Source organism: Roseiterribacter gracilis (assembly GCA_018332375.1).
In the GTDB taxonomy this organism is placed as follows: Bacteria; Pseudomonadota; Alphaproteobacteria; order BOG-932; family Roseiterribacteraceae; genus Roseiterribacter; species Roseiterribacter gracilis.
Genome location: BOPV01000001.1, coordinates 1,915,279 through 1,934,974, shown reverse-complemented (window position 1 = coordinate 1,934,974; position 19,696 = coordinate 1,915,279). Strand labels below are relative to the sequence as shown.

Below are 19,696 nucleotides of genomic sequence, written 5' to 3'. Positions count from 1 at the left end.
CTGCGACGCAATCTTTCCCGCGAACGACGGCGGTACGCCGCGCGCGGCACACAATGGTGCGATGACGAATCGCATCCGAGTTGCGGCGCTGGTCGCCGCGAGCATCCTGTCCGTTCCCGTAGCCGCCGCCGAGGCGCAGCGCAGCTTCGCGCCGGCGCAGAGCGTGTTGCTGGGGGCGCCGTCGCGCTGGGACTATGTCGCGGTGGCAGGCCGTCGCGCCTATATCGCGCACGGCACGCAGGTCAGCGTGCTGTCGCTCGATACGCGCCAGGTCGTTGGCCGCGTCGTCGGACTCGAAGGTGCGCACGGCGTTGCGCTCGATGCCGAGCACGGGCGCGGCTTCGTCGCCGAGGGTGATCGCGGCCGGTTGAGCGTGTTTGCACTCGACAGTTTGGCCGTCACGGCCAGCGCCGCTGTCGGTCCCGAGCCCGATACGGTCGTCTACGATCGCAGCAGCGACAGCGTGTTCGTGTTCGACGGCGAGAATGAAACCGCGACGGTGCTCGACGCCGGATCGTTGCGCGTGCTGGCCACGATCGAGCTTGGCGGGACACCGGAATTTGCCGTCGCGGACGGCAAGGGCGCGCTGTTCGTCAATATCAAGGAACAGCGCGCGATCCTGCGCATCGATACGCAGGCGCGTCGCATCGTGGCGCCGATCGCGCTCGGCGACTGCGTCGATCCGCATGGGCTGGCGCTGGATCCGGTGCGCCGCCTGCTGTTCAGCAGTTGCGCCAACCGTACGCTGGCGGCGGTCGATCTTGAGCGTGGCCAAGTCGTTGATCGCGTCGCGATCGGCGCGTCGAGCGACGCGGTCGTGTACGACGCGAAGCGCGATACGCTGTTCGTCTCGAACGGCGAAGGCTTCGTTTCGGTGATCCGGCGCGGCAAGGACGGGCGTTACCGCACCGTCGAGGACGTGCGCACGCGCCTGACCGGACGCACGATGGGCGTCGACCCGGCGACCGGCGCGCTGCTGGTGCCGTCGGTCGGGTTCGAGATCGACTGGACCAAGCGAACCGCGAAATTCGCCGAAGAAGGCGTGCGCGTTCTGATCTTCGATCGAACGCGCGTCCGGCCCTGACCATTCCGGGGACGTGGCCCGCTTTCAACCAAGCTTGACCCATCGCAGAGCGCCCCCCGGCGCGGCCGGCCTGATACTGATGTCAGGCACGGAGGGCAGATGGCAGGACAGGACCGCAAGACTGGCGGCTTTGCGCGGAAGAGCGTCGAGCAGCTACGCGTCGATGAAGCGACCCACGGGCTGAAACGCGCGCTGGGCCCGTTCGGCCTGGTCTTTCTCGGCATCGGCTGCACGGTCGGCGCCGGCATCTATGTTCTGCCCGGCAACGTCGCAGCCAATTTCGCGGGACCGGCGATTCTTCTGTCGTTCACGGTCGCGGGCTTTGCCTGCGCGATGACAGCGCTTTGCTATGCCGAGCTGGCCTCGACGCTGCCTGCGGGCGGTTCGGCCTACACCTATTGTTATGCGTCGATGGGGCGTGGCTTTGCCTTTGCGATCGGCTGGCTGCTCGTCTTCGAGTTCGGCGTTGCAGCCTCGACGCTCGCGGTCGGGTTTGCCGGTTATCTGACCAGTCTGCTGCGCGACTTCGGCATCGCGGTGCCGGTGCAGTTCGCGCGCTCGCTGGTGCAGTCGTCGCGCCACGGGACCGAGCTGACCGTGACCGGCAACGTCAATCTTGTCGCCGCCGCGGCCGCGCTTTGCGTGACGTTCCTGCTGACGCGCGGCGTGTCCGAGCTGAGCCGTGTCAACACCGCGCTGGTCGTGATCAAGCTCTGCGTCCTTGCGCTGTTTCTCGCCGTCGGCTTCGGCGCGATCCAGCCCGGCAACTGGACACCGCTGATTCCGCCGAACGAAGGCGGCTTCCATTACGGCTGGCCCGGAATCTTTCGCGGTGCCTCGATTTTGTTCTTCGCCTATCTCGGATTCGAAGTCGTGGCCTATGCCGCCTCGGAAAGCCGCAACCCGCAGCGCGACCTGCCGATCGGCATTCTCGGTTCGCTGATCGTCTGCACCATCATCTATATGCTGGTTGCCGCCGTTCTGACCGGCGTTGTGCCATATCGCGAGCTGGGTGTGCCGGATCCGTTGGCGCTGGTGGTCGACCGGCTCGGCCAGCCGCAGCTTGCAGTGCTCGTCAAGCTGGGTGCCTTGGTCGGCCTGTCGTCGGTGCTGCTGATCAACGGCTACGGCCAGTCGCGTCTTGCCTTCACGATGGCGCGCGACCGGTTGATGCCGGCCTATTTCATGCGCTTGAACCCGCGCTTTCGTACGCCCGCCACCGGCATCGCCGTGCTCGGCTGCATCACCGCCTTCGCATCGGCGACATTGCCGCTGTCGATCCTCAACGATCTCGTCAGCGTCGGCACCGCCTTCGCGTTTTCGATCGTCGCGCTGAGCTTGATGTGGCTGCGTTCGACGCAACCCGATCTGCAGCGCCCGTTCCGCGTGCCGTTCGGCGGCGTGCGCATCGGCCGGGTCTGGGTCGGGATCGTACCGCTTGCATCAATCGCGTGCAGTTGGCTGATGATTTTGCCGGCAGCGATCGACATCGTGCACCAGGCGAGCGAAGGGCACGTGCTGCCGGTCGTGATCCTGCTCGTTTATATGGGCGCCGGTGTCGTGCTGTATGCACGTTGTGCGCGTAGCGTTGCGCAGGACGCACGCGCGACGGTGCGCAGCATGCCGGCGGCGCCGTCGCTGCCCGATTGACGTGGCCTTGCTGCTAGATCTTTTGACCCCGGCTCGGCTGAGTTTTCTCCGTCGTCCGCCCACGCTAAAGCCAGAAAAAGAATCTAGGGTCCGGGGGCTCACATGGTGAACGATCGTATGCGTGCGCGTTGCGCCGTGATGGCGCTGGCGTTGTTGAGTGCATGTCCCGTTGTTGCGCAAACCAGCGCGCAGCCTCCTGCGGCGCAGATGGAAGAGATCGTCGTCACGGCGCAGCAGAAGCGCAAACAGGTGATCAGCGACGGCAATATCGGCGTGCTGGGCAGCAAGAGCGCGCTCGAGACGCCGTTCAACGTCACGACCTACACCGCGCAACTGATCCTCGACCAACAGTCCGAGACGCTGGGCGACGTGCTCAAGAACGAACCATCGGTGCGCACCACCTTCGGGTCCGGCAACCAGTCGGAACTGTTCGTCATTCGCGGCTTCCCGCTCAGCGGCGACGACGTTGCCATCGACGGCCTGTACGGCGTCACGCCGCGCCAGATCGTGTCGCCCGAACTGTACGACCGCGTGCAGGTGCTGAACGGCGCCAACGCCTTTCTGTTCGGCGCTGCGCCCAGCGGCAGCGGCATCGGCGGCAGCATCAACCTGATTCCCAAGCGGGCCGACCGCACCTTGTTCCGCGCCACCGCGAGCTATGGCGCCAACAGCATTCTCGGCGGCAATGTCGATGTCGGCACGCGCTTTGGCGGCGACGACATGTTCGGCGTGCGCGTCAATGGTGTGTATCGCGAGGGTGACACCGCGATCGACCGCGAACGGCGCGAAGTGCGCGCCGCCGGCGTCTCGCTCGACGCGCGCATCGACCGTGTGCGTGGCACGCTCGATTTCGGCTACGAAGATCAGCGCGCTTTCGCACCGCGTCCCGAAGTCCAGCTCGCCGCAACCGCTGCGGTGCCGCGCGTGCCGGGCTCGACCGACAACTGGGCGCAACCTTGGACCTTCACCAAGCTGCGCGACATCTACATGCTCAACCGCTACGAGGTCGACCTCGCGCGCGACTGGATGGCGTATGCATCGGGCGGTTTCCGCGACGGCCACGAAGACGGTGAATATTCGACCGTCACCGTGACCAACGGTGCGACCGGCGCAGGTACGCAGTCGCGCCTGCTGGTGCCGCGCCAGGATGAAAATCGCAGCGCCCAGGCCGGCGTACGCGGCAAGCTCAAGTTCGAGGGCGTCAGCAACGAGATCAATGCCGGCGGCTCGCTCACCTATGCCGAGAACCGCAACAGCTTCGCCTTCGCCAACTATGCGGCGCCGTTGCGCGCAAGCTGCGGCGCGGCGGCGACGTCGTTCTGCACCAACCTCTACAGTCCGGTGCTGGTCGACAAACCCGCCAACGGCACGCTCGGCGGCAATCTCGACAATCCGCCACCGGTAACCAAGACGCTGCTCCGCAGCCTGTTTCTGTCGGACACGATCGGCATTCTCGACAATCGCGTTCTGCTGACTGGTGGCGCGCGCCGTCAGTTCATGAAGATCGACGGTTTCGATCGCAACACCTTGGCACGCACGACGCATTATACGGCGGCAGCGACGACGCCCGTCGTCGGCCTGACATTGCGTCCGACTGAGTCGCTGTCCTTCTATGCCAACCGGATCGAAGGCCTGGCGCAGGGACCGATCGCGCCGACCAACGCGACGACGCTGAATCCGGGCCAGATCTTCGCGCCCTTCACCTCGGCCCAGTACGAGGTCGGCGCCAAATACGAAGTGCACGGCCTGACCGCGACCGTGGCGCTGTACCAGACGACGCAGCCCAACTCGTTCAACAAGCCGACGCCGACGCCGGGCAATCCGGGTGCGACGACGTTTGTGGTCGAGGGCGAACAGCGCAATCGCGGCGTCGAGCTCAGCTTCAACGGCGAACTTACCGACCAGCTACGCTTCATCGGCGGCATCACCTTCAACAACGCCGAACAGGTCAAAACGCTGAACGGTGTCAACAACGGCAAGAAGGCGGTCGGCGTCCCCGACTACCAGGTCAATCTGGGCGTCGAAGCGGTGCTTCCGTTCCTGCCGGCGGCAACTTTCACCGGCCGCATCGTCTACACTGACGCGCAATTCGTCGATGTCACCAACGCGCGGCAGATTCCAAGCTGGACGCGTTTTGACGTCGGCATGCGCTACGTGCTGGTCGCCGACACGCATCCGGTGACCTTGCGCCTCAGCATCGAGAATATCGACGACAAGCGGTACTGGAGCTCCTCCTTCGGCGGCTTTCTGATCCAGGGTCAGCCGCGTACGATCAAGGCGTCGACGACGTTTGAGTTCTGATCGTTAGCCGCGCGAGGTGAACGAATGAGGGGACGCACGCAGGCGCTGCTGCTGGCCGGGCTGTTGCTCGCGGTTCCGGCGGCGGCGCAAGAGCAGAAGCAGGCCGCCAAGCAACCGTCCCCATTTGGCGGCGATGCCTATCCCAGCACGTACAAGCCGTTGCCGCGCACCGACACGTTGCTGCGCGGTGCGACGATCTTCGACGGTGCAGAACGGAAGTTCGACAACGCCGATCTGCTGCTGCGCGATGGCAAGGTCGCCGCGATCGGGTCCAACCTGGCCGCCGATGGCGCGACCGTGATTGATGCGAAGGGCCGTTTCATCACGCCCGGTATCATCGACATCCATTCCCACGACGGCAGCGCGCCGGCGCCGCTGACCAAGATGGGATCCGACGTCGGTGAAGAGACCGATCCCAACAGCGCCAATGTCTGGATCGAACACGCGATCAATCCGCAGGATGCGGGTTTCTGGTCGGCGCTGTCGGGCGGCGTCACCACGATGCAGATCCTGCCCGGATCGGGAAATCTGTTTGGCGGGCGCACCGTCGTTCTGAAGAACGTGCCGGGCAGCACGTCGCAACAGATGAAATTCCCCGGCGCAGCCCAGGGGCTGAAAATGGCCTGCGGCGAAAATCCGAAATCGACCTGGGGCAGCAAGGGACGCTTCCCGTCGTCGCGCATGGGGATCGTCGCGGGTTATCGCGAAGGGTTTCAGCGCGCCGCCGACTATCTGCGCAAATGGAACGACTATCAGGCGGGTTCTTTGAAAGAACCGCCAGTGCGCGACTTCAAGCTCGACACGCTGGCGGGCGTTCTGCGCGGTGAGATCAAAGTCCATATCCATTGCTACCGCGCCGACGAGATGGCGACGGTGTTGGAGGTGGCGAAAGAATTCGGATTCAAAGTCGCAGCGTTTCACCACGCGATTGAAGCCTACAAGATTCCCGATCTGCTCAAACGCGACGGTGCGTGCGCGGTCGTATGGCCGGATTGGTGGGGCGGCAAAGCCGAGGCCTATGACGGCATCCGCGAGAATGCTGCGTTCGTCGACGCCGCCGGCGCCTGCGTGACCTTGCATTCCGACATCCGCATCGCACAAAGCCGGTTGAACGTCGAACTTGCCAAAGCGGTGGCGGCAGGGCGCCGCGCCGGGCTCAACATTCCGACCGAACATGCGATCGCGTGGATCACGCGCAATCCGGCGACCGTTCTCGGCATCGCCGATCGCACCGGTTCGCTCGAAGTCGGCAAGAATGCCGACCTCGTCGTCTGGTCCGGCGATCCGCTGAGCATTTATTCGCGCGCCGATCAGGTCTTCGTCGACGGTGCGCGCATCTACGACCGTAGCGATCCGACACGCCAACCGTTGACCGACACGATGCTCGGCCAGCCGGTGACAAAGGCGGTGCAATAATGCGCGTGCTTCTGTTGCTCGCGCTGCTGTTGGCAGCGTCGCCGGCGCAGGCCGAAACCGTCGCCGTTACCAATGCGCGCGCCTTCACGATGATCGGCAACGAGCCGGTCGAGAACGCGACCATCGTGCTGCGCGACGGAAAGATCGACTCGGTGGTGCGCAACGGCCCCGTGCCGGCCGGCGCGCGCGTCGTCGATGCGGGCGGCAGCATCGTCACGCCCGGCCTGATGAGCAGCGGCACGCATCTCGGCCTGATCGAAATCCAGGACGTCGCCGAAACCAACGACCATGCCGCCAAAGCCGGGTCGTTCGGTGCAGGCTTCGATCCGTCGACAGCGCTGAACACGAATTCGGCGCTGCTGGCGCAGGTGCGCGCCGACGGTCTGACGCGCGCGGTCACGGCGCCGTCGGCGTCGCCGGTCGCACCGTTTTCCGGTCTCGCATCGGTGCTGCGGCTGGAAGACTCCGCCGACATTCTCGATCGCAGCAAAGTCGCGCTCTTCGCCACGATCCAAGGCGGCGGTGCGGCTGGATCGCGCGCGGTCGGCTGGTTGGAACTGCGCGCCGCGCTCGACCGTGCGAAGGCGCCGGCGAAAGACGGCGTGGCCGACGAGAATGGCAATGCGCTGCGCGCCGTGCTGGCGGGCAAGATCCCGCTGGTGATCAACGTCAACCGCGAATCCGACATTCGGCAGGCGATCCAGCTTGGCGGCGACTACAAGATTCGCATCGTCATCGGCGGCGGCAACGAGGCCTGGCGCGTCGCGCGCGAACTTGCGGCGCGCAAAATTCCGGTCGTGGTCAATCCGTTTGCCAATATTGCTGCCACGTTTGAAACGCTCGGCGCCCGCCCGGACAATGCTTCGTTGCTGCAGCGTGCCGGCGTGACGCTCGTGTTCAACATCGCGCTCGGCCGCGGCACGCAGGACGCCGCCGTTGCGGTGCGCGAAGCAGCCGGTCTTGCGGTTGCGCACGGCATGCCATGGATCGACGCGCTCAAAGGCCTGACCGTCAACGCCGCACAGATCTGGGGCATCACCGATCACTACGGCACGTTGGCGCCGGGGCGCGACGCCGATCTGGTCGTGTGGGACGGCGATCCGCTGGAACCGTCAAGCGCACCCAAGCACGTGTTCGTGCGCGGCAAAGAAGCGTCGCGCGTCACACGCCAGTCGCTATTGCGCGATCGCTATGCACCCGATGCGGCCAAGAAAACCGAATGGCCGTCCGCCTACCGATAACCAGGAGAGTTGAGATGTTGCGAAATTGGACGATCGCGCTGGCGCTCGCATTGCTCGCCGGACCGGCCTTGGGTCAGGAAGCGCCGAAAGTCGAACGCCGCCAGATCGAAATCTATCGGATTGCGCCGGGCCAGCATGAAGCCTTCCTGCGCGAGATTGCGAAAAGCGACGAGATCAAAAAGTCGGTCGGCCTCAAGCCGCGCGAACTCTACGTGCATCAAGACGGCGCCGACTGGGATTTCATTTTGATTCAGCCCGCCGAAGCACCGCCGGGGAAAAGCGCCGAGCTGCGCGAAGCACGCAAGAAAGCGGGCTCACCGACGTCGCAGCGTTTCTTCCTCGAGATCCGCAAAATGATCGCCGAGCATAGCGACACGGTGGCGGAAGGTCCGACGACGGCGGGCGACTGGCTCGCTCGTCTCGACAAGCAGTAAGGATCGATCAGTCGGCTTCGTCGCCGTCGTCGTCATTCGCTTCGCCGGGTGGCGCGCCGGCGGCGAGGCCGGCCAGAAAACGCCGTGGCGACACGCCGAACGCGCGGCGAAACATGAAGCCGAAGGCGCTGGAACTGCTGTAGCCGACATCGTGCGCAACCACGGTGACCGACTGGCCCAGCGACAGGCGCGACAACGCCTCCATCAACCGCGCATTGCGGCACCAGTCGGCAAAGCTGATGCCGGTTTCGCGACGAAAGCTGCGCGTGAAGGTGCGGCGTCCCATGGCTGCTTCGGCGGCCCAATGGTCGAGCGCCTGGTTTTGCGCCGGGTCTTTGAGAAGCTGGGTGCAGATCCGCACCAGCCGCTCGCTTTTCGGCATCGGTACGTCAAGCGACAGAACCCGCATCGACTGCAGCTCGGAGAGGATCAGCGACATGATCCATCCGCCGCGGCCGCTGATGTCGTACTCCACCGGCAGTTCGGCCGCGGCGAGGATCAGTTCGCGCAGCAGCGGCGTCACTTCGATGATGCGGCAGGCGGTGGGCAGGAACGTGACCTGCTTCTCGTCGATATAGAGCGAGCGGCTGAGCACTTTGCCGCGGTTGTAGACTTCGTGCTCGACGCCGCCCGGCACCCACAGCGCGCGTAGCGGCGGCACCACGAAACTGGCTTGGTCGGTCACCACCAGCATGACGCCGTTGATGGCATAGATGAGCTGGCCGCGCGCGTGCGAATGGCGATCGTGATGTGCGTCCACGGGCGAGTCGCCGATATGGACGGCAACCGGCCGGGGAACGTCCTGCAATTCGGCGCTGGTCCGTTTCTCCTGCATTTGTCCCGAGCTAGACGAGGATTGGTCCGAGGGCGAGAGTTCTGTCCCGACCGTCGCCGGTAGTTTTGCACAACTCGAACGCGTTCCCCAACAGAGCGACGAACAGATGGTGCAAACGATACGCGAGCCGGCCCCTGCAGGTGACGCGAGCCAGGTTCTCGAGCCGCAGATCTGGGAATTTTCTCGCAGGATGGCCGAGGCCTACGGGTCGTTCCCATCGTTCAACGCGATGACTCCAGCGCAGCAGCGCGAAGTCTGCGAGAAGGTGCGCGAACCGTGGCGCCAAGGCGGCCCGGTGATGCACGGCACGGTCGAATATGCGCCGGTCTTTCGGCACGGCCCGTTGCGCGTGCGCGTCTACGACCCGCACCCAAGCGACAAGCCAAAGCCGGCGCTGATCTATCTCCATGGCGGCGGCTTCACGCTGTTCAGCATCGACACGCACGATCGGCTGATGCGCGAATACGCGGCGGCCGGCGGTTTCATCGTGATCGGCGTCGATTATCCGCTAGGGCCGGAGACGAAATTCCCGGTTGCGCTGGAGCAAGTCGCCGACCTGGTCTGCTGGCTCGGCACGCATGGCAAGGATTGGAACGTCGATCCGGCGCGCATCGCGATCGGTGGCGATTCCGCCGGCGGCAACATCTCGATGGGTACGTCGCTCTATTTGCGCGATACGGGCGAGGGGGCGCGGCTCGGTGCAGTACTGCTCAACTATTCCGGTTTCCGGCCCGGCTGTTCGGCAGAGTCGCAGCGCAAATATGGCGGCCCGGGCTTCATGCTGAATGGCAACGAGTCGAACTATTTCTGGGGCAATTACGGTCGCGGCCCGTCGGATTTCCACAATCCATATTGCTGCCCCATCCTGGCGTCGCTGGAAGATCTGCCGCCGGTGTTTCTGGTCATCGCCGCGTGCGACATTCTTGCCGAGCAGGCGCTGTATATGGAGCCGCGCTTCCGCGCCGCCGGCAACAAGCTGCGCGCTGAAATCTACGAAGGCGCGACGCACAGTTTTCTCGAAGCCATGTCGATCTCGCCAATCGCGCGTAAAGCGATCGAAGACGGCGCACATTGGGTGCGCGACACGCTCGGATGAGCACACATACAGGCCCACTCGCCGGCATACGCGTGATCGACATCACGCTCACCGTGATGGGGCCGTACTGCACGCAGATCCTTGCCGATCTCGGCGCCGACGTGATCAAGGTCGAAGCAGAGGCGGGCGATACGTCGCGCCACGTTCTGCCGGCGCGCTCGGCCGCGCTGGGCGGCATGTTCGTCAACATGAATCGCGGCAAGCGCAGCATCGTGCTCGACCTGAAACGGGACGCGGGCAAAGCAGCGCTGCAGCGGCTGGTCGAAAGCGCCGACGTGTTCGTGCACACGTTGCGGCCGCAGGCGATCGAGCGGCTGGGATTTTCCTACGACGCGCTGCGCGCGATCAGTCCGCGCCTGATCTACGCCAATCTCTATGGCTTCGGGCGCAATGGTCCCTACGCAGCGTTTCCTGCTTATGACGATGTGATCCAGGCCGCGATCGGTCTCGCGATGCTGCAGGCAAATCTGCAGGACGGGACGCCGTCCTACGTCGCGACCGCGCTCGCCGACAAAGTCACCGGCCTGCACGGCGTCTACGCCATTCTGGCGGCGCTGTTTGCGCGCGAGCGTGGGGCCGGTGGGCAGGAACTCGAAATTCCGATGTTCGAAACCATGGTGTCGTTTCTGCTGACCGAACATATCGCCGGCGCGGTGTTCGATCCGCCGCTGTCGGCGCCGGTCTATCCACGCATGGTGTCGCGGCAACGGCGACCGTACCCAACGCGCGACGGGTATCTTGCGGTGCTTGTCTACAATGACGGTCAATGGCTGCGCTTCTTCGAAGCGATCGGCCATCCGGCATGGAGTCGTGACGCACGCTTTGCCAGCATGTCGTCGCGCAGCGCGCATATCGACGCGCTCTACGAGCATCTCGCGGTGACGCTCGCCGAGCGCGACACGGCGGAATGGTTGGTGCTGTTGCGGCAGGCCGACATTCCGGTGATGGCGTTGGCGACGACGCAGGATCTGTTCGACGACCCGCATCTCGACGCAGTCGGATTTTGGCAACGTCTCGACACGGCGGACGGGCCGGTCCGCTTTCCCGGGCCGCCGGTGCATTTCTCGGCAACGCCAAGCGCGATCCGGCGCAGCGCGCCCGCGCTCGACGAGCATGGTGTCGCAATCCTGCGCGAGATCGGATTCAGCGACGCGGAAATCGACAAGATCCGAAGCCGGGGGCCAAACCCCGGCGGCAAATCCTAGGATTCTGGGGCTTTTCTTGGGCTTGCAGCGGGCCGGATCAGCCGGTAGGTTCCGCGCCCTCAACCGTCCGCGAAGGCACCTGGAGAGGTGGCAGAGTGGTTGAACGCACCGGTCTCGAAAACCGGAGTACCTGCAAGGGTACCGGGGGTTCGAATCCCCCCCTCTCCGCCACCCTACGCCCTTCGGGCTTCGGGTGGCTCGCCACCCGAAACCGAAGATGCGAAGGGTGATCTCCCGAAGCTGCGCAGCAGCGTAGGGAGACTGATGCCGCGTGCGCTAATTTCCGCCAGCCAGACTTTCCGTCAGCGCCGCCGACGTCGCGGTGAAGCCGAAACAGAAGCGCACATTGTGCAAGGTCGCCTGCATGCAGAAGTCAGGCGACGTGGTCGCCGTACAATCTTCCAGCAGGATCGTGTCGTAGCCGTGGAAGTTGGCGTCCATCAGCGTGCCCAGCACGCAATGGTCTGCGTTCACGCCGGCAAACAGCAATGTGGTGACGTCGAGGTTGCGCAAGACCGCATCGAGCGGCGTGTCCCAGAATCCGCTGATGCGATGTTTGTCGATGCGGATGTCGCTTTCTTCGGGTGCCAACCCGTCGATCAGCTGCGCGCCCCAACTGTCTTTCTGCAGCAGATTGTAGGAGCGCGACGGCGTCGCGACCGGTCCGGCAAGGCCGGGCCCTTGTCCTGCTGGATTGAATGGATGCTGCGTACTGGGCGACAGGTTGAGCCGGTCCGGCCGCACGCCCCAATTCAGCCAGATGATCGGAACGGCACGCGCGCGTAGCGATTTCGCGACGCGGTTGATCGGATCGACCAGTGCACGGCCGGCTGCGAAATCGATTCCCAGCGTGCCGAGCCAACCATCGACGGCGCAGAAATCATTCTGCATGTCGACGACGACCAGCGCCGTGCGTTCGAGATCGATCAGCAAATTCTGCGGCTGCGCCTGCAGCTCGATCGTCTGTGACTGGCGACCGCGACGGCGCATGTCGACGACGCCGCTTTGCACGCCATACGCATTGCGCCCGGCAACGCCCAGCATCTTCCACTCTTCGGCCTGCTCGCCCATCGCCATCTCCTCTGGTCGGGGGCGGCATTCTTGGCTGGACGACGACGTTTTGCCAACAAATTGTTGATTAATCGTCTGCGATATGTGAGGTAGGGCGACGATGCGGGTGCTGAACGTCTCGATCGGTCGCGTACGGACCGTGCAGATCGCCGGAGAAGAGGTGCGCACCGCCTATGTCAAAGACCCGATCGCGCCGCCTTGGACGATCGGTCCCGACGGCGTGGCCGGGGACGAGCGCGCGGTGCATCCCGACAAGCTCTACGCCTTCGCGCGCACCGGCTACGACTATTGGAGGGGGGAACTCGGCGGCGAGGGGTGGGCCGACGGATTTTTCGGCGAGAACCTCACGCTCGACCAGCTCGACGAAGAAGAGCTGCGCATCGGCGACGTGTTTGCGATCGGCGAACAGGTGCAGCTCGAAGTCGTCGGCGCGCGCAACCCGTGCCTCAAGCTCGCTTGGCGGCTCAACCAGCCGCGCAGCTTCCAGCGTGTCTTCGCGCTGTCGCGCCATACCGGCGTCTATCTCGGCGTGCTGACGCCGGGCGCGATCGAGCCGCACGACGTGCTGCGCCGCGTGACGCACGATCCGACCATGCCAAGCGTCGCCGACGTGGCCGACTTCATCGCCAGCCATCATCCCGTGCCGTTGCAGAAGCTGCAGCGGTTGCTGGCATTCCGGCGGCTGAGCTTGACCAACCGGCTTCTGCTTTCGGCCAAGCTGCATGCAGCAGAACAAGCCGCCGACGCGGTCGAAGATCGTTGGCGCGGTTGGCGCCCGTTCCGCATCGACCGCGTGGTCGAGGAGGCGCCCGACATACGCTCGGTCTATCTGCGGGCGACCGACGACGCGCCGTTGTGTCAGCCGCGCCCGGGCCAGTTCGTCAATGTGCGCATGCCGGGCGTGACGCGTAGCTGGAGCCTGTCCGCCTACGCGCCGGTGATGAACGAGTATCGGTTGACGGTGCGCCGGCAAACGGGCGCAGGGTCGAGCTGGATTCATGCCGCGACACCGGGCAGCACGGTCGAGCTGCGCGCGCCGACCGGCAATTTCGCGCTCGACACCGGATGTTTCCGTCCGGTCGTGCTGGTCGCTGCGGGGATCGGCATTACGCCGCTGCTGGCGATGCTGCAGGCGCATGTTGCACGGCCCCGCGCGCCGCTGATTCATCTGATCTATGGCGCGCGCACGCCGAACGACGTCGCCTTCCGCGCCGAGCTGGATGCAATCGCGGCTGCGCATGAGAACGTGCGGATCACCTATGTCTACAGCCGCGCAGGTGCTGCGCCGTCACGGATCACGCCCGATCTGGTAATCGAGACGATCGCGGGCCTGCATGTGCTGCTCGACGGGCGGCGTATCGACCTGCCGTGGTTCGAGTCCGATATCTATCTGTGCGGGCCCGACCGTTTCTGCGCCGATCTACGCGACGCGTTCGTCGCGCGCGGCGCCAATCCCGACCATCTGTTCAGCGAGCTGTTCAGCGCCGCAGCCACCACCGCAAGCACGGTCGACGTTGCGGAGATTACATTCCGCAGGTCAGGCGCCACCGCGACCTGGCGTGCCGACGAAGATCTGAGTCTGCTCGAATTGGCTGAGAGTGTCGGCGTGCAAATCGACAATGAATGTCGCGCCGGCACGTGCCTGCGTTGCAAGAGTGATCTGGTTGCGGGCGGCACGACGGCCGAGCTTGGCGACGGCACGACATTGCTGTGCATCGCGCGGCCGGCCCAAGCGAGCGTGGTTCTGGATGTCTAACGCACCGACCAGGCTTGCGATTGCGCTGTTCCTGGGCTGTTTCGTGCTGGGCCAGGCCGACAAGCAGGTGATGGGTCTGTTGGCCTTGCCGGTGCAGCAGGAATTCCGCCTCAGCGATTCCCAACTCGGTCTGCTGCAGGGCGTCGCCTTTGCGATGGCCTATGCGATCGGCGGCGTTCCGATCGCGCATCTGCTCGACCGCGGACGGCGCGTGCGCATCGCCGCAATCTGCGTCGGGCTGTGGAGCGTCGCGACCATTCTGTGCGGCGTCGCGGGTTCGTTCGCGATGTTGTTCGCATTGCGCGCCGCGACCGCGATCGCCGAGGCAGGTTTGCCGCCGGCGTTCTTTTCCATCCTCAGCCAAAGCGGCAACCGCCGGCAGATCGCGCGTTCGACCAGCGTCTTTATGTTGGCGCCGTTTGTCGGTGGCGGGTTGGTGCTGGTGTTGGGCGGTCTCGTGTTGCGCTTTGCAGCGGGACAGGACGATTGGCCGGCGCCGTGGCGCGTCGTGTTTTTCGCCGTCGGCGTGCCAGGCCTGTTGTTGGCGCCGCTGCTTGCAGCTTTCGTGCGCGAGCCGGCGCGCGCGCCGGTGAACCATGCGACGACTCCCAGTTTGCGCGGCGTCGTGGCGGCGATCTTCGTGCGCAGCAGATTCCTGCGCCTCTATTATCTCGCGCTGCTGATCTTCACCGTCTTTCTCTACGCGGTGGTCGCTTGGTATCCGGCCTATCTCGCGCGCCAATTCGGCTTGAGTCCGGCCGAGGCCGGGCGCAATGCCGGGTTGACCTATCTGGTTGCGGGCGTGCTGGGAACGTTGAGCGTCGGTCTGCTGGCCACGCTTCGCCGCGATACGACGGTGCGATCGATCGTGCGCGGATACTTCGCCGTCGGCCTGTTGCTGATCCCCGCAACCATCGCGCTGACCATGGTTGCAACGGTGCAATGGTCGCTGCTTCTCTATGGTGTCTACGCGTTCCTGTCGGCAGCGATCGTCGCGTCGATGGCGGTGCCGATCCAATTGTCGCTTGGCAACGCGATGCTGGCGCGCGGCTTTGCGATCTTCTCGCTGCTGACCTCGGCGCTGGGCGGAAGCATCGGCCCGTTGGTGGTCGGCGTGCTCAGCGACCGGGCAGGCATGTCGCTGGCGCAAGCGCTGGCGGTTACGGGCGGCGTCTCAATGAGCGTCGCAGCACTGCTATTCCTGTTGTGCTGGCGGTCGGCGGCCGAAGAACCTCAGATGCCGCGTGCCGACGCAGCGGCGCGCGCGGCCTGTTCGTAGATTCCCGACAAGGTCCGCAGCGCCAGGTTCAACGCTTCGATGTCGATGTCCGACTTCTGCAGAAAGCCCATCGCGGGTTCGAGATAGCGTTCGCGGTCGCTGATGAACTCGTCGTAATTCTCGCGGCCTTTTGCGGTGGCCTCGTAGAAGACTTCTTTGCCGACCCGGCCGCTGGAAATCATGCCCAGCTTGGCCAGCTTCTTCAGCGCGTAGGAGACGAGATGCAAATCGTCGATCGACAGCGCAAAGGCGAGGTCGATGCCGCGCAGCGGCTTGTTGCGATAGACCAGCAGGTGCAGCAGGAACACGTCGAGATCCGACAGGCCGTTCACTGCATTGGCGTTGCTGCGCTGTCCCAGCCAACGCCGCACCGAGTTCCAAAGAACCGTCAGCGACAGCTCCATCTCCGACAGTTTCTCGCCGTCGGACTTCTCGATCTGTTTGCGCGGCTTCGGCGACTCGGCTTGCGCCGCTTTGGTCGCGACTTTGTCCGTCTTGGTGGAACCGGCCCGGGCCTTCGAGGTCATCTACGCTCCCATCTCTGCTGACGAGCCCGGCGGAACGCTCGTTCGCCGAGCAGGCGTCGCTTTCGGTGCACATAAATACGAGCGAACGGGCGGCCGATCCAGCCCTTCGTCGGCGTTCCGCCGAAAAGACGTTGACAATTTATCGGCAAACCGTCTGCAATACGTTGGTGGATCGTCGGGGTGGCGCGAGCCCTTCCGCCATTCGAACCGATTGCCTGGAGAGTACCGATGAGCAGCGACGCCCTGTCCAAACAGTTCAAAGCGCTTTGCGACGAGTGGGGCGCGGCGATCGCGAACCACGACCATGATTGGTTCGAGCGGCATTTCACCGACGACTTCCTCGGCACCGCACAGCCTTGGCCGACGCTGAATGTCGACAAGCAGAAGATGATCGAGTTGGACAAGGCCATCGAGACGATGGAAGTCGAATGGCTGCACGTCACCGCGCGCAAATTCGGCGACGTCGTGCTGACCTCCGGCGTCGTCCGCTACATCAAAGAAGTCTTCAAGAAGGGCACGACGATCGGCGAGGGCATGCCCACCGGCGACGAGCTGAGCTCGTTGGTGAACGGCAGGATGGCGCTCTACATCAACGGTTGGCGCCACAACGGCACGCATTGGCAGATCTTCGATCACCACATGGTCAGCGTGATCGATCGCCTCGACGAATAGTCAGCCAGGCCAGCCTCTACAGAGAAAAACGGCGTGCGCGCCGAAAACAGGAGCGACGGGGATGCGGGGATCACTGCGAATTGCACTACTGACGGGCACGGTTCTGGGCTGCTGTGAAGCGGCGTTCGCGCAGTCGACGGCGCCGGAAGAAATCATGGTGACGGCGCAGAAGCGGTCGGAGCGCTTACAGGACGTGTCGGCGCAGGTCGACGTTCTGACCGCGGCGACGCTCGACGCGCTGCATATCAAGAACACGCCCGACATCGTCGCGACGATTCCCAACCTGACGATCGCGCATACCGACACCTACCGGAATTCGACGATCACGCTGCGCAGCATCTCGCAGGCCAACAATTCGGACCAGCCGGTCGCGATCATTATCGACGGCGTGCCGCAGGACGACGCCAAGCAGTTCAACCAGCGCCTCTATGACATCGCGCAGATCGAAGTGCTAAAGGGGCCGCAAGGATCGCTCTACGGCCGCAACGCTGAAGCGGGCGCGATCATCATCACGACCAAGGCGCCCACCAACGAACTGTCGTCCTTTGCCAACGTCTCGTACGGCAACGGCAATACGGTCGATGCCAGCGCCGGCGTCTCGGGCGCGATCGTGCCCGACAAGGTTCTGTTTCGCTTTGCCGGCAATTTTTCGCGCAGCGACGGTGTGATCGAAAACACCTTCCGGCATGACAAGTCCGACTATGTCGACCACGATTGGAGCCTGCGCGGCGGCCTCGAAGTCCGGTTCACCGACAAGGTGAAACTCAACCTCAACGGCCAGTTCGGCGATTTCAAAGCGGGCACGACCTATTTCGCGGCCGTGCTGTCGGGGAACGCCAACGACTTTCAGAAGCCGCAAAGCAACTATCCCGGCGTCAGCAGCGGACAGCAGCTCTATCTGAGCGCCAAGCTCGAAGCCGATCTGGATTTCGCCACCTTCAGTTCGGTCACTGGCTTTGCGCGCATGTCGGAACATCAGTTCAGCGACGTCGATTTCACCAACCCGGTGCGCAGCCCGACCGTGTTTCAGGTGCTCGACACGCAGCCGTCGAGCAATCGCACGGTGAGCCAGGAGCTGCGCCTGACCGGACCCAGTGGTCAGCGTCTGCGTTGGTTGATCAGCGGCGACTATCTCGAATCGAAACAGCTGCTCAGCACCAACATCGTGCGCGACGCGGGCAATTTCGCGGCCGATCCGTACAACCCGGCTTTCCTGCTGGTCTCGAACGCGGCCAACAACAGCCGGCGCGATTTCGGCGTCGGCGGCCAGGTCGATTACGACGTGCTGGAAAAGCTGACTCTGTCGGCCGGCCTTCGCTACGACACCGACAAGCGCGACCAGACGAATTTGAACAACGGGCAGCACCGCAGCGCCGAGTTCGATCGCTGGCAGCCCAAAGTGACGGCGACGTACAAATTCACCCCGACCCAGCTCGTCTATGCGACCTACGGTGTCGGTTTCCGCGCCGGCGGGTTCAACCAGCCTAACTATGCGATCCCGATCTTCGCGCCCGAGACGCTGCGCAACTTTGAAGTCGGCGTGAAGACCCAGTGGTTCGATCGCAAATTGACGGTCAATGCCGCGGCCTTCACCGGCAACGTCGCCAACTACCAGTTCTCGTTCATCGACTTCGCCACCGCGACGCCGGCGACCGGCACGATCGACAAGGTGCGGATTACCGGCGGCGAGGTGGAAGTGCGGTTCACGCCGATGACCGGGCTGAATCTGTTCGCCAATCTCGGCGTGTCGATTCCCGAGATCACGAAATATTCGCGCTTCCCGCAATTCGTCGGCAACCGGACGCCGCGTGCGGCCGAGCAGACGGTGCAGGCTGGATTCGATTATGCGACGCCGATCGCGAACGGCATGTTGTTCGTGCTGCGCGCCAATCTACAGCATGACAGCGACCGCTACTGGTTCGTCGACAATCTCGACGTCCAGAAGCCGAAGACTTTCGTGCATGGCAGCTTCGGTCTCGAAGGCAACGGCTGGACCGCAACCGTGTGGGGCCGGAACATCTTCGACACCAAATCCTACGACACGTTCTTCCCGAACGTGCAGACCGGTGCGGGCCGTGCGGTTGCTTTCCCGACCAAGCCCGCCGTCTACGGCGTCGAATTCAGCTATCGGTATTGAGCAGGGGCACGCGATGAACAAACTTGTCCTGCTGCTGTTGGTCGGATCGCTTTGCGCCGCGAGCGCGCAGGCGGAAACCAGGAAGGGCAACATCCCCGAAGGTGTGTGGGTGTTGAACCAGGCGCGTTCGCACAAGCTGCAACCGACCGAGCAGGTCCTGTGGATCATCAAAGATGACGGCAAGGAGCTGATCTGGGTGTCGGTGGAAACCGACGCGCAAAAGAAGATCGTCGTTTCGTCCTGGTCGGGCCCTTATGACGCCGCGCCAATCGCCGCCACCGGTACCGGCGCGCTGAACCAGCTGACGTCGCGCGCGCCGGGGATCGTGCGCAACTACGGCGAGGTTCCCAATGTCGGGTCCTATGACGAGGATTGCGTCGTCATGGCGAAGGGCAAGCGCATGAAATGCACCGGCGTGTTCCGCACCCCGCAAGGCGCGCAGAATTACGTCGAGGATTTCGATTGGACAGGGCCGGGTCCGCGACCGGATCCGATTCGGAAATAGTCAGCGCATCGAAGCGACCGATCGAAGGTCGCGGCGCAGCTTTACGGGGTTGATGCGCGCTAGCTCCGCCTCGAGCGCGCGATGCGCTTCGTCCCACATCGGGAACGCGGCAGCGAGACAGGTGCGGCCTTTGGCGGTCAGCGCGATGCGCCGAACACGACGGTCTTCGCGATCGACGCTGACTTTCGCCAGTCCGCGCCGTTCCAGCTTCTTCAACGCGCCGGTCAAGGTCGTGCGATCGGCGCCGAGCAGGGAAGCGACGTCGCCCATCGTCGGCGGTTCGGGCCGTTGCAATGACATCAGCAGCGAGAATTGTTCGTTGGTCAGCCCGACCGGCCGCAACGCTTCGTCGAAGCGGCGCGCCAACACGCGTGCCGCGCGTTGCATATGCAGGCACAGGCAGGCATCGCGAACCAGCAGGGTCTTGTCGAAAGCCACAATCGGAGCGTCGGCCATCCGGCCGTTATGTTGATATCAACCTATCTGG

At 64.2% G+C, this 19,696-nt stretch carries 17 protein-coding genes and 1 tRNA gene; 14 read left to right on the top strand and 4 right to left on the bottom strand.

Features of this window, described 5'->3' with window-relative positions; all coding sequences use genetic code 11:
• Positions 1 to 61: 61 nt before the first annotated feature.
• The 6 genes from TMPK1_RS09605 (at position 62) to TMPK1_RS09580 (ending at position 8,126) form a co-directional block, all read left to right on the top strand.
• A complete protein-coding gene (locus TMPK1_RS09605; RefSeq protein WP_420242765.1) occupies positions 62 to 1,084 on the top strand; it encodes a YncE family protein in 1,023 nt (340 codons plus the stop codon).
• A 99-nt stretch (positions 1,085 to 1,183) separates the two neighbouring features.
• On the top strand, positions 1,184 to 2,734 hold the full coding sequence (locus TMPK1_RS09600) for an amino acid permease (protein ID WP_420242764.1): 1,551 nt from the start codon (positions 1,184 to 1,186) through the stop codon (positions 2,732 to 2,734).
• Positions 2,735 to 2,839: 105 nt separating this feature from the next.
• Positions 2,840 to 5,035: a TonB-dependent receptor gene (locus TMPK1_RS09595; RefSeq protein ID WP_420242763.1), complete on the top strand. Its 2,196-nt coding sequence runs from the start codon at positions 2,840 to 2,842 to the stop codon at positions 5,033 to 5,035.
• 24 nt (positions 5,036 to 5,059) lie between these two features.
• Positions 5,060 to 6,451, top strand: a complete 1,392-nt coding sequence (locus TMPK1_RS09590) for an amidohydrolase (RefSeq protein ID WP_420242762.1) — start codon at positions 5,060 to 5,062, stop codon at positions 6,449 to 6,451.
• Entirely contained in the window at positions 6,451 to 7,692 is a 1,242-nt protein-coding gene (locus tag TMPK1_RS09585; protein WP_420242761.1) for an amidohydrolase family protein, read from the top strand. Before TMPK1_RS09590 ends, TMPK1_RS09585 begins: the two co-directional genes overlap by 1 nt.
• A gap of 14 nt (positions 7,693 to 7,706) precedes the next feature.
• A complete protein-coding gene (locus TMPK1_RS09580; RefSeq protein WP_420242760.1) occupies positions 7,707 to 8,126 on the top strand; it encodes a hypothetical protein in 420 nt (139 codons plus the stop codon).
• Between the two features lie 7 nt (positions 8,127 to 8,133).
• Here TMPK1_RS09580 and TMPK1_RS09575 read toward each other — a convergent pair whose 3' ends face one another.
• Positions 8,134 to 8,961: an AraC family transcriptional regulator gene (locus TMPK1_RS09575; protein WP_420242759.1), complete on the bottom strand. Its 828-nt coding sequence runs from the start codon at positions 8,959 to 8,961 to the stop codon at positions 8,134 to 8,136.
• A 190-nt stretch (positions 8,962 to 9,151) separates the two neighbouring features.
• Between TMPK1_RS09575 and TMPK1_RS09570 the strand changes: the two genes are divergently transcribed.
• From TMPK1_RS09570 to TMPK1_RS09560, 3 genes are all read left to right on the top strand, one after another.
• Positions 9,152 to 10,057, top strand: coding sequence for an alpha/beta hydrolase fold domain-containing protein (locus TMPK1_RS09570; RefSeq protein WP_420242758.1), 906 nt, complete (start codon positions 9,152 to 9,154; stop codon positions 10,055 to 10,057).
• On the top strand, positions 10,054 to 11,262 hold the full coding sequence (locus tag TMPK1_RS09565; RefSeq protein WP_420242757.1) for a CaiB/BaiF CoA transferase family protein: 1,209 nt from the start codon (positions 10,054 to 10,056) through the stop codon (positions 11,260 to 11,262). The genes TMPK1_RS09570 and TMPK1_RS09565 overlap by 4 nt, the downstream gene beginning before the upstream one ends.
• An 81-nt stretch (positions 11,263 to 11,343) precedes the next feature.
• A tRNA-Ser gene (locus TMPK1_RS09560) sits at positions 11,344 to 11,433 on the top strand.
• A gap of 105 nt (positions 11,434 to 11,538) precedes the next feature.
• Here the strand turns inward: TMPK1_RS09560 and TMPK1_RS09555 are convergent.
• Complete coding sequence (locus TMPK1_RS09555) at positions 11,539 to 12,333, bottom strand: cysteine hydrolase family protein (RefSeq protein WP_420242756.1); 795 nt, start codon at positions 12,331 to 12,333, stop codon at positions 11,539 to 11,541.
• Positions 12,334 to 12,433: 100 nt separating this feature from the next.
• Between TMPK1_RS09555 and TMPK1_RS09550 the strand changes: the two genes are divergently transcribed.
• Together TMPK1_RS09550 and TMPK1_RS09545 are read left to right on the top strand one after the other, a co-directional pair.
• Positions 12,434 to 14,089, top strand: coding sequence for an MOSC domain-containing protein (locus TMPK1_RS09550; protein WP_420242755.1), 1,656 nt, complete (start codon positions 12,434 to 12,436; stop codon positions 14,087 to 14,089).
• Positions 14,082 to 15,368, top strand: coding sequence for an MFS transporter (locus TMPK1_RS09545; protein ID WP_420242754.1), 1,287 nt, complete (start codon positions 14,082 to 14,084; stop codon positions 15,366 to 15,368). The genes TMPK1_RS09550 and TMPK1_RS09545 overlap by 8 nt, the downstream gene beginning before the upstream one ends.
• On the opposite strand, the gene TMPK1_RS09540 is transcribed toward TMPK1_RS09545, so the two are convergent.
• Positions 15,323 to 15,895, bottom strand: a complete 573-nt coding sequence (locus TMPK1_RS09540) for a winged helix DNA-binding protein (protein ID WP_420242753.1) — start codon at positions 15,893 to 15,895, stop codon at positions 15,323 to 15,325. The two genes, TMPK1_RS09545 and TMPK1_RS09540, sit on opposite strands and share 46 nt — an antisense overlap.
• Positions 15,896 to 16,123: 228 nt before the next feature.
• On the opposite strand from TMPK1_RS09540, the gene TMPK1_RS09535 reads away from it, so the two are divergent.
• From TMPK1_RS09535 to TMPK1_RS09525, 3 genes are all read left to right on the top strand, one after another.
• Entirely contained in the window at positions 16,124 to 16,567 is a 444-nt protein-coding gene (locus TMPK1_RS09535) for a hypothetical protein (RefSeq protein ID WP_420242752.1), read from the top strand.
• 61 nt (positions 16,568 to 16,628) lie between these two features.
• Entirely contained in the window at positions 16,629 to 18,704 is a 2,076-nt protein-coding gene (locus TMPK1_RS09530) for a TonB-dependent receptor (protein WP_420242751.1), read from the top strand.
• 13 nt (positions 18,705 to 18,717) lie between these two features.
• Positions 18,718 to 19,209, top strand: a complete 492-nt coding sequence (locus TMPK1_RS09525; protein WP_420242750.1) for a hypothetical protein — start codon at positions 18,718 to 18,720, stop codon at positions 19,207 to 19,209.
• Here TMPK1_RS09525 and TMPK1_RS09520 read toward each other — a convergent pair whose 3' ends face one another.
• The gene (locus tag TMPK1_RS09520; protein ID WP_420242749.1) at positions 19,210 to 19,665 is read right to left on the bottom strand and encodes a MarR family winged helix-turn-helix transcriptional regulator; all 456 of its coding nucleotides are present in this window, start codon (positions 19,663 to 19,665) and stop codon (positions 19,210 to 19,212) included.
• Positions 19,666 to 19,696 lie beyond the last annotated feature (31 nt).